This window comes from Aquitalea denitrificans (genome assembly GCF_009856625.1).
GTDB classification, from domain to species: domain Bacteria; phylum Pseudomonadota; class Gammaproteobacteria; order Burkholderiales; family Chromobacteriaceae; genus Aquitalea; species Aquitalea denitrificans.
The window spans coordinates 4,154,080-4,166,273 of record NZ_CP047241.1; the positions used below are offsets into that span (position 1 = coordinate 4,154,080).

Here is a 12,194-nt window from a genome sequence, read left to right on the forward strand (position 1 = left end):
CGTGCGTCCTACCCGTTTCAAGAATCCGCAGGCTGAAGACGGCCAATTCCAGCTCCGGCTGATCGTGGCTTATGTGTTCATGCTGCTGATGTTCTGCGTGCTGATTGCCCGCTTTATCTGGCTGCAGGTGTACCAGTACGAACACTTTTCCACGCTGGCGCAAAACAACCGCATTTCTCTGTTGCCCATCCTGCCCAATCGCGGGCTGATCATGGACCGTAACGGCGTGATTCTGGCGCAGAACTATTCTGCCTATACGCTGGAACTGGTGCCCAGCAAGATGCCGGACATGAACGCCACCGTTGCCGAGCTGAAAAAGCTGGTCAACATCACCCCGCGTGACGAAAAACTGTTCAAGAAGCTGCAGGGCGAATCCAAGGATTTCGAATCCATCCCGCTCAAGGTCAAGCTGACCGAGGAGGAGGCTGCCCGGGTGGCTGCCAATGCCTGGCGCTTCCCCGGCGTACAGGTAAAGGCCCGGCTGTTCCGCGACTACCCCTACAAGGAACTCACCAGCCACGTACTGGGCTATATAGGCCGCATCAACCAGAAAGACCAGGAGCAGCTGGACGACGAGGACAAGACCACCAATTACAAGGGGACCAACTACATCGGCAAGACCGGCCTGGAAGCGGTGTACGAGGACGATCTGCACGGTCAGGTGGGCTTCGAGGAAGTGGAAACCGACTCCGGTGGTCGCGCCATCCGCAGCCTGCGCCGCACGCCGCCGGTCAATGGTAACAATCTGAAACTGGCGCTGGATATCCGCCTGCAGGAAGTCGCCGACAAGCTGTTCGGCAATCGCCGTGGCGCGCTGGTGGCCATCGACCCGCAAACCGGCGGCGTGCTGGCCTTCCTGTCCAAGCCGGGTTTCGACCCCAATCTGTTTATCGACGGCATCGACAGCCAAAGCTGGGCCGCGCTCAACAGCGACTGGCAAAAGCCGATGATCAACCGCGCACTGCGCGGCACCTACCCGCCCGGCTCCACCTTCAAGCCCTTTGTCTCGATGGCGGCGCTGGAAACCCACTCCATCGGCATGCATGACGTGCGCCCGGCACCGGCCTTCTTCACCCTGCCCGGCTCCAGCCATCAGTTCCGCGACAGCAACAAGAACGGCAACGGCTCGGCCAATCTGGCCAAGGCCATCCAGGTATCCAGTGACACCTTCTTCTACAAGCTGGCCTGGGACATGGGCATAGACAAGATTGCCCCCACCGTCGGCCAGTTTGGCCTGGGCCGTCCCACCGGCATCGATCTGGACGGTGAAGCCAGTGGCGTGCTGCCCACCAAGGAGTGGAAGGCCAAGCGTTTTGCCCGTTATAAAGAAGAATTCCGCCGCTGGTATCCGGCGGACGTAGTGAGCATTGGCATCGGTCAGGGCTTCAACTCCTACACCCCGCTGCAGATGGCCAATGGCGTGGCCATCCTGGCCAATGAGGGCGTGGCGTACAAGCCGCACCTGGTGCAGGAGGTGGTGGATGCAAAAACCGGCAAGAGCCGCCTGGTCGAAGCCAAGCCTGATCGCACACTGCCATTCAAGAAGGAAAACTTCGAGTATGTGAAGGCGGCCATGCAGTCGGTACTGAAACCGGGTGGCACCGCCTGGCGGCTGGGCGTGGGCCTGCCCTACACCATGGCCGGCAAAACTGGTACCGCACAAGTGGTGGCCATCAAGCAGGGGGCCAAGTACAACGCCTCAGCCCTGGCCGAGCAGTACCGCGACCACTCCTGGTTCGTGGCCTTTGCCCCGGTGGACAAACCGCGCATTGCCGTGGCTGTCATCGTGGAAAACGCCGGTTTCGGTGCTGCTGCGGCTGCGCCGATCGCGCGTGGCCTGTTCGACTATTACATCACCGGCAAGGTCCCCGGCTCCATCAGCGGAGACATGAAGACCGTGCCAATGGATACTGCCGATGACGCTGCAGCCACATCTGATTAAACGCCTGTGGCTGACCATCAAGGCTCCGCTTGATGGCCCGCTGATGCTGTTTCTGGGCCTGATTTTCGCGCTGAGCCTGGTGGTGCTGTATTCCGCCAATAACCAGGGCCTGGACAAGATCGACAACAAGCTGGTCTATACCCTGCTGTCGCTCAGCATCATGTGGCTGCTGGCGCGCAGCCGGCCGCAAAGCATCATGAACTTTGCCCCGCCGATTTACGGCATCGGGGTGGTGCTATTGTTGGCTGTGCATTTCAAGGGCGTGACGGTTAACGGCTCCACCCGCTGGCTGGAGCTGGGCATCACCCGTATCCAGCCGTCGGAGATCATGAAAATCGCTCTGCCGATGATGCTGGCCTGGTTCTTCCAGAAATACGAACTGTCGATGCGCTGGTGGCACTACCTGGTAGCCGCGGTGATGATTGCCATCCCTTGCGCGCTGGTGCTCAAACAGCCCGATCTTGGCACCACCATGCTGATTGCCGCCTCCGGCTTCTTTGTACTGTTCTTCGTCGGCCTGCCGTGGAAGGTGATTCTGGGCGGGATGATTGCCGCCGGGGCCTGCATGCCGGTGGTGTGGAACATGCTGCACGACTACCAGCGCCGCCGGGTGATGACCATGATAGACCCGATGGAAGACCCGCTGGGCGCGGGCTATCACATCATCCAGTCGATGATCGCCATCGGATCGGGCGGCCCCTGGGGCAAGGGTTGGCTCAATGGCACCCAGACCCATCTGGACTATATCCCGGAACGCACCACCGACTTCATCTTTGCCGTGTATTCGGAAGAGTTCGGTCTGGTGGGCAATGTGCTGCTGGTGATTCTCTATACTCTGGTGCTCAGCCGCGCCATGATGATTACCGCTGGTGCGCAAACCCTGTACGGTCGCGCCATGGCCGGTGCCATCACCCTGTCCTTCTTTGTCTACGCCTTCGTCAACATGGGCATGGTGGCAGGTATCCTGCCGGTGGTGGGCGTGCCGCTGCCCTTCGTATCCTATGGCGGCACGGCAACCGTAACACTGTTTGTCGGCATGGGCATGCTGATGAGCATAGGCAATGCCCGGCGTTAAGCTATCGCCAGACCGTCCACACCGGTCTGGCCATCACGCGCGGGACAAAGCCGCGTAGAGAATCCGTGCCTAGGCGTGCCGACGCAGTAGCGGGGGTTTGTTAGCGGGTCTTACAGCCCCAGCCCCCAGCGCCACACCCCGTACACCACAAAGCTGATCACAATCGCCAGCAGGGTCTTGCCGCTTTTCCACGCCACCAGCGCGGCCACGATGATGCAGGGCAGATAGGCATTATGCAGGCTGATGTCGATATTGCCAGCTGGTGCCAGCGCCATCGGCACCACCAGCGCCGACAGTACTGCCGGCGGCACGTAATGCAGCGCGCGGTTCAGCCAGTCCGGAAAAGCCAGCCGCTGGCCGAATACCAGAAAACTGGCGCGAATCAGTACCGTCAGCACCATCATGCCGACAATGGCAAGCCAATGGTTCATGCAGCCTGCTCCTTACGTTTGTTCCACTGTTCCAGCAGCAGCCCGCTAGCCACCCCCACCACCGCAGCCAGCATCAGATCCAGCTTGTACGGCAGGCCGCGTCCCAGCATGGCCACCACGCTGGCGGCCAGTGCGGCACCCAGTGCGGGGCGGCGCTTGAGCTGCGGAGCCACGATGGCTGCAAAAGTGGCCCCCATGGCAAAGTCCAGCCCCAGCGTGGCCAGACCCGGCAAGGACTGCCCCAGGCTCACCCCCACCATCGTCCAGAACAACCAGTTGCCATACATGGCCAGTGACGACGCCAGCCAGTACCACTGGCCACCATCCGTACCCTTGGTGCGGAAGCGATGCTCCACCACGGCAAAGGTTTCATCGGTCAGCCAGAAAGCCAGCGGCCAGCGCCAGCGCAAGGGCCAGTCACGGGCATAGGGCAGCAAGGTGGCGCTGTACAGCGCATGGCGCAGGTTTACTACAAAGGTGGTGAGCCACAACACCGGCAAGGCAGTGCCGGCACCGATCAGGCTGACGCCGATGAACTGGGAAGAACCGGCAAACACCAGCACCGACATGCCAAGTGCAGTGGCCGGGGACAAGCCGGCCGCAATGGCCAGCGTGCCGAAAATCACCCCGAACGGGGCCGCCCCCACCAGCATGGGCACGGTATCGCGTGCACCTTCCAGCAGCAGTGCACGGCGGTTGAGGGCATGCGTCATGATGCCTCCCGCGGGCCGGGCCATACCTCGCGCAGGCTGTCGCCATGCAGGCTCATGTTGGCCCCTTCTGTGGCACGCACCGGCAACTGCCGATAGTCGTAATCGTCCAGACAGTGAATGTTGACGCCATAGTGATCCGGCATCGCGCGCTTGCGGTGAAAGGTGTAGATGCCGCAATGCTGGCAGAAGAAATGGCGGGCAATGCCGGTATTCCAGCGGTACTCGCTCAGCGCCTCGGCACCGGACAGGATCTCCAGCTGGCTTTCATGCACCCGCGTCATCAGTGCGTTTTTATTCACGCACAGTGAACAATCACAGGTAGTGAGTTCTTCAGGTTCGGCATGCAGACGAAAGCGTACTGCGCCGCAATGACAGGAGCCGGTATAAGACATGGGCAGGGAATCATGATTGGGAACAGTCCTACCCTACCATGCCAATTGCTTGCCAGCTTGAACGATCTTGCGCTCAGCGCCGGAGGCTGCGCTGGTAGGCCGCCGGCGTAATGCCCAGCGCCTGGCGAAACACGCGGGTGAGGTGTGGCTGGTCGGAAAAACCCAGCGCTTGTGCCGCCATGGCCGGGCTGTGGCCGCCAGCCAGCAGCTGACGCGCCCGCACCACCCGCAACTGATTGCGCCAGGCCACCGGTGGCAGGCCAAGGTGACGGGAAAACTGCCGGTTAAGCTGCCATGGCGACAAGCCAACAGCCTCTGCCAGCGTAGCCAGCGACAGATTATCTGCCACGCAGTCGGCCAGCATCTGGCGGGCACGCTCCACCGCCTGCGGCCACGGTCGCTGCCGCCGCTCGGTAATCAGCATGTGCCGCTGCACCACCTGACTGAACACGGCATAGAGGGCCGATTCGCGCTGCAAGGCATCCCGGCTGTCGCGCAGCAGCTGGTGCAGCTGGTTAAGCTGTGCCGCCAGCGGCGGATCAAAGACCACGGTTTCGCGGAAATACGGGGTGACGCCGGGCTGGCCGCTAATGTCGGCCGCCAGCTGGCAGATCAGCGCGGCGGAAGGATAAAAACCGCGATAGGCCCAGCCCTGCTGGTGGGCGCACTCTCCGGTATGCACCTCGCCGGGGTTCATCAACACCAGCGCGCCCACCCCGGCAATATGATTGCCCCCGCGATGACGATAAGCCTGCGCCCCGGCCAGCAGGGCATTCACCACATATTCTTCGTGAAAATGCGGCGCAAATACCTGTTCCCGGTAAAAGGCATCCAGGCATTCCAGCGGCGCGATATCGTCGGCGCGGAAGAAACGGGAGTATTCAGATTCAGACATGACAGGAGACCGGGACAGACAGCGTCCCGCTTATTCTGGCACAGCCTCAGGCTGAAAACTTGAACGATCTTGCCGTCTCAGGAGCCGGCCATGAAGGTGCGAATGCCGGAGCCGACAAATTGCACACCCACGCAAATCAGTAAAAAGCCCATCAGCCTGGTCGTCACCTCACGCCCGCCTCGGCCCAAGCGGGCGGAAATCATGGCTGAGGAGCGCAGCACCAGCCACATGCCCAGGCTGGTGGCGGCAATGGCAGCAAAGGTCATGCCAAAGGCCAGCGCTTTGGCCGGCCAGCCAGCCAGTTCGGCAATTTCGGTGGAAATGCCGATCACCACCGCGATAGTGCCAGGCCCACTGATGCCGGGCATGGCCAGCGGAAAAAAAGCATAGTCCTCGCGTTCCCCGGTTTTGGGCGCCATACCCGGGTCCTGCGACAGAAACAGCATGCGATAGCCCAGCACCGCCACCACCAACCCGCCGGCAATGCGCAGCGCGCCATAGGAAATACCGAAGGCGGTCATGATGAGATTACCGGCCAGCAGGCTGACCAGCATGATGGCCGCGGCAAACAGGCAGGCACGACGCGCCTGGTTGGCTCGCCCGGCTTCGCTCATGTCCTGAGTCAGCGAGATGAACAGCGGAATCTTGGACAGTGGATTGGTAATCGTGATCAGGCTGAGCAGACCACCAAACAGGAACTTCAGCGACAGGGTTTCCAGCATGATGACAAAACCATTAAATATAAGCTAACGATTATAATTATCTGTCGGGTAAATGATAGCCCGGCGTCGTGCCTGTCCCTGTGCGATGTCGCATCCCGGCAATCTGCTGTCTGCGGCACTTTGTCGCAGGCAACTGGGTCTGAACTATGCTAATTTGCCCGCAACCCAACACCGGAGATGTCCATGTCCCTGCCCCGTCTGTTTACCCTGCTGTCCGGCCTGCTGCTGGCGGCAACCGTGTCTGCCCACAGCTTCACGCTAGGCACACTGGAACTGGGCCATCCCTGGAGCCGGGCCATGCCAGAAGCCAGCCCCACCGGCGCGGCCTATCTGAGCATCAAGAACAAGGGCAAGGAAGCCGACACCCTGCTGTCTGTCAGCACACCGCGCGCCGACAAGGCCGAATTGCATGTCCACCTCAACGACAACGGCGTGATGCGCATGCGTGAAGTCAGCGGCGGCGTTGCCGTGGCTGCGGGGAGTGAAGTGAAATTTGCACCGGGCGGCTATCACATCATGCTGATGGGCCTGAAACAGCCGCTCAAGGCTGGCGACCATTTCCCGCTGACCTTGAAGTTTGCCAGGTCCGGCAGTATTACCGTGGATGTCCAGGTGGAAAAAGATGCTCCGGCCGCAATGGAACACAGTGGCCACTAAAGGCTGCAGCCAGTGAAATTCACTGCCAGAGTAGTGAATTTTCTGGCCAAATCATCCGCATGCCCGCAAAAGCGGGCATTTTTCTGCCTGGCGTTGCGCCAATGTGACATCGTGCAATGCAGCATATGGCCCTTGTTAGAGTATTCGCTTTACCGCTGCACCAAGCTTGGGCAAACTGGCGTCCGGAAATTGAGTTGAACAACGCTCTGTACTGCTCAGTCCGCCGGTTACCCTAACAGTAGTAAGCGCCAAGTCTGCACCAAAAGAGTCAACACGATGGAGGAGCGGACCTTGCACAGCAAGGCCCGTCAAATAAATAGATCGACTCAGGGAACCGGCGGATTTTTCCTCATTCTGCGTTATGCTATCCGGCATACTTCATTTGCCAGCCAGCCATGACCCACACCACGCGCTCCTCTTCAGTACTCCCCCGTATCAGCATCGAATATTGCACCGGTTGCCGCTGGATGTTGCGTGCTGCCTGGATGGCGCAGGAACTGCTCACCACCTTTGAAAAAGAACTGGCCGAAGTGGCCCTGCGCCCCGGCAACGGCGGCGTGTTCCGTGTCTGTGTGGATGGCGAGCAAATCTGGGACCGCAAGCAAGATGGCGGCTTCCCCGACATCAAGCAGCTCAAGCAGCTGGTGCGCGACCGGGTGGCACCGGACAAGTCATTGGGTCACAGCGAGCGCGCTGCCGACTGATAGCCGCAGCATGACCGGCCAACGCAAGATCATCCATGTCGATTGCGACTGCTTTTATGCCGCCATTGAAATGCGCGACAACCCGGCGCTGCGAGATATCCCGCTAGCCGTGGGCGGGCAGCCGGACAGCCGCGGCGTGATTGCCACTTGCAACTACATCGCCCGCCGCTTTGGCGTGCACAGCGCCATGTCATCGGCACGGGCGCTGCGTCTGTGTCCACAGCTACTCATCCTCCCCCCTGACATGGCCCGCTATCGCACGGCCAGCCAGCAGATCATGGCCATCTATGAGCGCTACACCCCGCTGATCGAGCCGCTATCGCTGGATGAGGCCTATCTGGATGTCAGCACCCAGCCGCACGAGCAAGGCAGCGCCACTCTGATGGCCACGGCCATTCGCCGCCAGATTCAGGCCGAAGTCGGCATAACCGCCTCGGCGGGTATTGCGCCCAACAAGTTTCTGGCCAAGATTGCCAGTGACTGGAACAAACCCGACGGGCAGTTCGTGATCCGCCCGCAAGATGTCGACCATTTTGTGCTGAGCCTGCCCGTGGAAAAGATTCATGGTGTGGGAAAGGTGACCGCAGCCCATTTGAAAAAGCTGGGCATCCATCGCTGCAGTGAGCTGCGCCAATGGGAGGTGGTGGACCTGATGCGGCATTTCGGCCGCTTTGGCGAACGCCTGTACGCACTGGCCCGGGGCCAGGATGACCGACCGGTCAGCACTGACCGCAGCCGCAAATCCATTAGCGTGGAAGAAACCTATGTACAGGATCTGCCAGACCTGAGCGCCTGCCTGGACAAGCTGCCAGAGCTGATGGCCAAGCTGCAGGGCCGCATTGCACGAGCGGAGAACCCGCCATTCAAGGGACTGAGCGTGAAACTGAAGTTTGCCGACTTCAGCCAGACCACCGCAGAGCAGACTGGCCGACAATTGACAGCCGCAGACTATACCGAGCTGCTGGGCATCGCCTTCGAGCGCGGCCAGCGACCGGTACGGCTGGTGGGGGTGGGGGTAAGGCTGGCCGACGAAGCCGACCAGCCACAGCAATTACCGCTGTTTGAGTCGCTGTAGACAGGCTTACTGCTGGCGGGCTTCCATAAAAGCAGCACGGGCAGCGGCGCTGTCCTGCCACATGCGGGCCACGCTGGCACGCTTGCCCAGCAAGGCCAGGTAGTCTGCAATACCCGGAATGATGGTAGTCAGATCTTCACCATAGATTTGCTGCGTGGACGAGGCCACCAGCGGCAGCACACAGGCGGCGGAAATGTCGGCAAAGCTGAAATACTCGCCGGCCAGCCACGGGCCGTACTGCACCAGGCGCGACAGCGCCAGCAGGCTGCGTTCGATCGCCGCACGCGCACTGTCCTTGGCGGCATCATCCAGCGCGGCACCAAACAGCAGGTGACGGTATAACGGGCCCACTGCCGGCATCAGGTACAGATCCATAATGCTCATCAGCTCGCGCGCGCTGGCACGGCCATTCGGGGTGGGCGGCAGCAAGGCGGCGGTGGGGTAGGCATCTTCCAGCCATTCCAGAATCACCGTGGATTCGGACAGGGCATGGCCGTTGATATCAACATAGGGAATCTTGCCCATCGGGCTTTGTTCCAGCATGGCCGGTTCCTGCGAAGGGCGCATCGGTACTTCCTGGAAGTTGACACCCTTCTCCAGCAAGGCAATCTTCACCTTGTTGTAGTAGGCAGACAGCGGCACGCCGTAGAGCTTGATCATGCGGATTTCCTTGCGGGCTCTGCCCTGAAGTGAATATGGATGCTTTGCACTGCACCGCACGCGGCACATGGCAAAACAGGCGTTGTCAGGCCGCCTTGACCCACAACGCCTGCATTATGCCATCTTTCATGGCGGCGGCCAGCCGGGTAGCGCTTAGTGCGCCAGTGCCAGCGCCTTTTGCTGCAAGCGACTGCGCAGCAGTGGCATCAGCTGCTGCGCAGCCTTTTCGCCCTCCAGAATGGCCTGGTGGCGGGCTTCAAAGTCAGCCGAGCCGATATTCAGCACATTCGGGCGAATCACCAGGTCGGCCTGTTTCAGCTCGGCCGCCAGCGTGGGGCCGCTCATGATGTTGAAACTCTGGTCCAGCATGGAGAACAGACCGGTAGCCTTGCCGGCCTTGGGCTTGGCCGAAATATCCACCGCAATGACAAAATCGGCCCCCATCTCGCGTGCTGCCGATACTGGCACCGGACTGACCAGCCCGCCATCGACATAACGCTTGCCACCTATCACCACCGGCAGGAAGACATTGGGAATGCTGGCTGAAGCCCGCACCGCCTGGCCGGTATTGCCGGTGCGGAACACCACTTTCTGACCGGAATCCAGCTCGGTGGAGACGATGCCCAAGCGGCGTGGCAGCTTCTCGATGGGGCGGTTACCCAGCTGGGTATTAATGTAGTTCTCCAGCTTCTCACCCTTGAGAAAGCCCTTGGTGGATAAGGTCCAGTCGGTCAGTTCGGATTCGTCCAGCTGCATGGCCTTGGCCTGTAGCTGCATGCCGTTCAGGCCGGAGGCATACAGGCTGCCCACCACGCTGCCTGCGCTGGTGCCGGTGATGATGTCAGGCACAATGCCGTTGGCTTCCAGCACCTTGATGACACCGATGTGGGCAAAGCCTTTGGCCGCCCCACCACCCAGTGCCAGCGCAACGCGCGGCTTGACCGGGACTTTCGGAGCAGTGATTTCAGTTTTGGGTTGGGTAATGGTACAGGCGGCCAGCAGGACCAGCAGGCTGGCCGGCATCAGGCGGCGTAGGAGCATCATGATAGCGGGTACGGGTAGTGACGGGGTTGAATGCGTAATGGGATCATTCGATTACTGCGGTGCAGCATGGTTCCCGGCAGCGCTCAGGAAATCATGCCTGCGGACAGCACCAGACCCCGGGCGGATCCGGCGGAGGCTGTCGCGCAGGCCGTTCGGCATCAAAGACCTCAGACCTTGCCCGGCCAGCTGCCCGGTTTGACGAATTCGATCACCTGACGGCCATCCGGCAGGGTATTGCCCTTTTTCTTCAGCGTGCTTTTCCAGGCATGGCCATACACCACTTCGTAAGTGGCCGGCAGCTTGCCGTCGCGGCGGCGGGCTTCATAGTGGACCTCCACCCGCTGCCAGGCCTGCTTGCCCATCAGGCCACGACTGCGGTCGCGGGTGGCGTTGTGTGCGCCGATGGCCTTGAGGTCGTGCATCACGTCGCGCACCTTGTCGTAGGTGAGCACGATCTTGTCCATGTCCATCACCGGCTCGGCAAAGCCCACCCGCATCAGCGCATCGCCCAGGTCGTGCATGTCGATGAACTGGTTGACGTGGGTGGCATGGTCCACACCGCCAAAGGCCTCGCGCAGCTCAAACAGGGTGTCGGGGCCCAGGGTGGAAAACATCAGCATGCCGTCCGGCTTGAGCACGCGCTCGAATTCGCTGAACACGCTGTCCGGAATGTTCACCCATTGAATGGTGAGGTTGGACCAGATCATGTCCACGCTGTTATCGGCCAGCGGCAGTCTTTCCACGTCGGCACACACCTGCCAGGGCTGGCTGCGCTTGAACAGTTTTTTCAGCAGGCCGTCACCGGCGCGCTGACGCTCGCGCGAGGCGCACAGCATGGCGTGGGCCAGGTCCAGCTCGACAATCTGGGCATCGGGGTATTGGGTGCGCAGCTGGGCGGCACCATAGCCGGTGCCGGTGCCGGCATCCAGAATCACTTGTGGCTGGTGCTTGATGTAAGACAGGCGTTCGGCCATGCGGTCGGACACCTCGCGCTGCAATACGGCGGCAGCATCATAACTGGCGGCCGCGCGTTCGAATGAGGCACGGATACGGTCTTTGTCGGTGTAAAACGCTTCGCTCATGCAGAGGCTTCCAGATGCTGGGCCAGCTTGGCGACAAACTCGTCCTGATGGGACAAAAATGGCGCATGCGAAGCCTGGGTGAATTCATGCAGGGTGGCGTCGGCCAGTTCGGCTTGCAGCCAGCGGCCAGCGCCAATGGGGGTAATGGCGTCGCGCACCCCGAAAAACAGTGCCACCGGGCAATGGATCTGCCCGGCCAGCGCGCGTGCGTCGGCTTCCAGCAGCAGCTCCAGTGCCGGCAGCAAACCTTGTGGCCGGCCATGGGCAAACAATTGTTCGCGCACAGCCTTGACCGTGTCGCGTGCCGCCGGGGCACCCATCATCTGCAAGGCCAGAAAGCGCTCCAGCGTCTGTTCGAAGGCGCTATCCAGGCTGGCCCCCACGGCTTCGATGGCGGCACGCTGCTGGGCATGCGGCCAGGAATCGTCGCGCACAAAACGCGGGCTGGTGGCCACCAGTGCCAGACTTTTGACCTTGTCCGGATGACGGGCCGCCCAGTGCTGGGCAATCAGCCCGCCCAGCGACCAGCCGACAACTTGTACCGGAAAGGGGAATTGGGCATCGACCAGGTCGGCCACTTCGTCGGCGTCAAAGCGCGCCAGGGGGGCGGATGCACCATGGCCGGGCAGGTCGACCAGATGGACGCAGTAATGGTCGGCCAGCTGGCTGGCAACGCGGTCGAACACCCCGCCATGCAGACCCCAGCCATGCAACATGACCACATCCGGGCCACGGCCACGGCTTTCAACAAACAGATTCATGGGCAGTTAAATGGGGGGGCGTGGCAATTTTCGCAAGTAGC

The 12,194-nt window shown here is 61.2% G+C and carries 14 protein-coding genes; 5 read left to right on the forward strand and 9 right to left on the reverse strand.

Annotated elements, in window-relative coordinates; genetic code table 11:
- Window position 1: 1 nt before the first annotated feature.
- Window positions 2-1,942 (forward strand): penicillin-binding protein 2, encoded by a 1,941-nt coding sequence (mrdA, locus tag GSR16_RS19330; RefSeq protein ID WP_240902545.1) that lies wholly within the window; start codon window positions 2-4, stop codon window positions 1,940-1,942.
- Window positions 1,917-3,017 carry a rod shape-determining protein RodA gene (rodA, locus tag GSR16_RS19335; RefSeq protein WP_205677466.1) on the forward strand — a complete coding sequence of 367 codons (1,101 nt, stop codon included), beginning with the start codon at window positions 1,917-1,919 and terminating at the stop codon, window positions 3,015-3,017. Before mrdA ends, rodA begins: the two co-directional genes overlap by 26 nt.
- A 110-nt stretch (window positions 3,018-3,127) precedes the next feature.
- On the opposite strand, the gene GSR16_RS19340 is transcribed toward rodA, so the two are convergent.
- From GSR16_RS19340 to GSR16_RS19360, 5 genes are all read right to left on the reverse strand, one after another.
- Window positions 3,128-3,448, reverse strand: coding sequence for an AzlD domain-containing protein (locus GSR16_RS19340; RefSeq protein ID WP_159880242.1), 321 nt, complete (start codon window positions 3,446-3,448; stop codon window positions 3,128-3,130).
- The gene (locus tag GSR16_RS19345; RefSeq protein ID WP_159880244.1) at window positions 3,445-4,161 is read right to left on the reverse strand and encodes an AzlC family ABC transporter permease; all 717 of its coding nucleotides are present in this window, start codon (window positions 4,159-4,161) and stop codon (window positions 3,445-3,447) included. Before GSR16_RS19345 ends, GSR16_RS19340 begins: the two co-directional genes overlap by 4 nt.
- Window positions 4,158-4,553 carry a GFA family protein gene (locus tag GSR16_RS19350; RefSeq protein WP_159880246.1) on the reverse strand — a complete coding sequence of 132 codons (396 nt, stop codon included), beginning with the start codon at window positions 4,551-4,553 and terminating at the stop codon, window positions 4,158-4,160. The genes GSR16_RS19345 and GSR16_RS19350 overlap by 4 nt, the downstream gene beginning before the upstream one ends.
- Before the next feature lie 73 nt (window positions 4,554-4,626).
- Window positions 4,627-5,448 (reverse strand): AraC family transcriptional regulator, encoded by an 822-nt coding sequence (locus GSR16_RS19355; RefSeq protein WP_159880248.1) that lies wholly within the window; start codon window positions 5,446-5,448, stop codon window positions 4,627-4,629.
- Between the two features lie 77 nt (window positions 5,449-5,525).
- Window positions 5,526-6,170 carry a MarC family NAAT transporter gene (locus GSR16_RS19360; RefSeq protein WP_159880250.1) on the reverse strand — a complete coding sequence of 215 codons (645 nt, stop codon included), beginning with the start codon at window positions 6,168-6,170 and terminating at the stop codon, window positions 5,526-5,528.
- Window positions 6,171-6,353: 183 nt separating this feature from the next.
- On the opposite strand from GSR16_RS19360, the gene GSR16_RS19365 reads away from it, so the two are divergent.
- The 3 genes from GSR16_RS19365 (at window position 6,354) to dinB (ending at window position 8,606) form a co-directional block, all read left to right on the forward strand.
- Entirely contained in the window at window positions 6,354-6,827 is a 474-nt protein-coding gene (locus tag GSR16_RS19365) for a copper chaperone PCu(A)C (RefSeq protein ID WP_159880252.1), read from the forward strand.
- A gap of 395 nt (window positions 6,828-7,222) precedes the next feature.
- Window positions 7,223-7,531: an Rdx family protein gene (locus GSR16_RS19370; protein WP_159880254.1), complete on the forward strand. Its 309-nt coding sequence runs from the start codon at window positions 7,223-7,225 to the stop codon at window positions 7,529-7,531.
- Between the two features lie 10 nt (window positions 7,532-7,541).
- Window positions 7,542-8,606, forward strand: coding sequence for a DNA polymerase IV (gene dinB / locus GSR16_RS19375; RefSeq protein WP_159880264.1), 1,065 nt, complete (start codon window positions 7,542-7,544; stop codon window positions 8,604-8,606).
- Window positions 8,607-8,612: 6 nt separating this feature from the next.
- Here dinB and GSR16_RS19380 read toward each other — a convergent pair whose 3' ends face one another.
- The 4 genes from GSR16_RS19380 to bioH all read right to left on the reverse strand — a co-directional run bounded on the left by GSR16_RS19380 (window position 8,613) and on the right by bioH (window position 12,153).
- A complete protein-coding gene (locus GSR16_RS19380) occupies window positions 8,613-9,266 on the reverse strand; it encodes a glutathione S-transferase family protein (RefSeq protein WP_159880266.1) in 654 nt (217 codons plus the stop codon).
- 153 nt (window positions 9,267-9,419) lie between these two features.
- The gene (locus tag GSR16_RS19385; protein ID WP_420837514.1) at window positions 9,420-10,310 is read right to left on the reverse strand and encodes a patatin-like phospholipase family protein; all 891 of its coding nucleotides are present in this window, start codon (window positions 10,308-10,310) and stop codon (window positions 9,420-9,422) included.
- Between the two features lie 167 nt (window positions 10,311-10,477).
- Window positions 10,478-11,392 (reverse strand): malonyl-ACP O-methyltransferase BioC, encoded by a 915-nt coding sequence (bioC, locus tag GSR16_RS19390; protein ID WP_159880268.1) that lies wholly within the window; start codon window positions 11,390-11,392, stop codon window positions 10,478-10,480.
- Window positions 11,389-12,153, reverse strand: a complete 765-nt coding sequence (gene bioH, locus GSR16_RS19395) for a pimeloyl-ACP methyl ester esterase BioH (RefSeq protein ID WP_159880270.1) — start codon at window positions 12,151-12,153, stop codon at window positions 11,389-11,391. The genes bioC and bioH overlap by 4 nt, the downstream gene beginning before the upstream one ends.
- Window positions 12,154-12,194 lie beyond the last annotated feature (41 nt).

What these genes read in the sequence shown, in the direction of transcription:
- rodA (WP_205677466.1), top strand. Translation starts at nt 1,917, where the DNA reads ATGACGCTGCAGCCACATCTGATTAAACGCCTGTGGCTGACCATCAAG.
- GSR16_RS19340 (WP_159880242.1), bottom strand. Translation starts at nt 3,448, where the DNA reads ATGAACCATTGGCTTGCCATTGTCGGCATGATGGTGCTGACGGTACTG.
- GSR16_RS19345 (WP_159880244.1), bottom strand. Translation starts at nt 4,161, where the DNA reads ATGACGCATGCCCTCAACCGCCGTGCACTGCTGCTGGAAGGTGCACGC.
- GSR16_RS19350 (WP_159880246.1), bottom strand. Translation starts at nt 4,553, where the DNA reads ATGTCTTATACCGGCTCCTGTCATTGCGGCGCAGTACGCTTTCGTCTG.
- GSR16_RS19355 (WP_159880248.1), bottom strand. Translation starts at nt 5,448, where the DNA reads ATGTCTGAATCTGAATACTCCCGTTTCTTCCGCGCCGACGATATCGCG.
- GSR16_RS19360 (WP_159880250.1), bottom strand. Translation starts at nt 6,170, where the DNA reads ATGCTGGAAACCCTGTCGCTGAAGTTCCTGTTTGGTGGTCTGCTCAGC.
- GSR16_RS19365 (WP_159880252.1), top strand. Translation starts at nt 6,354, where the DNA reads ATGTCCCTGCCCCGTCTGTTTACCCTGCTGTCCGGCCTGCTGCTGGCG.
- GSR16_RS19370 (WP_159880254.1), top strand. Translation starts at nt 7,223, where the DNA reads ATGACCCACACCACGCGCTCCTCTTCAGTACTCCCCCGTATCAGCATC.
- dinB (WP_159880264.1), top strand. Translation starts at nt 7,542, where the DNA reads ATGACCGGCCAACGCAAGATCATCCATGTCGATTGCGACTGCTTTTAT.
- GSR16_RS19380 (WP_159880266.1), bottom strand. Translation starts at nt 9,266, where the DNA reads ATGATCAAGCTCTACGGCGTGCCGCTGTCTGCCTACTACAACAAGGTG.
- GSR16_RS19385 (WP_420837514.1), bottom strand. Translation starts at nt 10,310, where the DNA reads ATGATGCTCCTACGCCGCCTGATGCCGGCCAGCCTGCTGGTCCTGCTG.
- bioC (WP_159880268.1), bottom strand. Translation starts at nt 11,392, where the DNA reads ATGAGCGAAGCGTTTTACACCGACAAAGACCGTATCCGTGCCTCATTC.
- bioH (WP_159880270.1), bottom strand. Translation starts at nt 12,153, where the DNA reads ATGAATCTGTTTGTTGAAAGCCGTGGCCGTGGCCCGGATGTGGTCATG.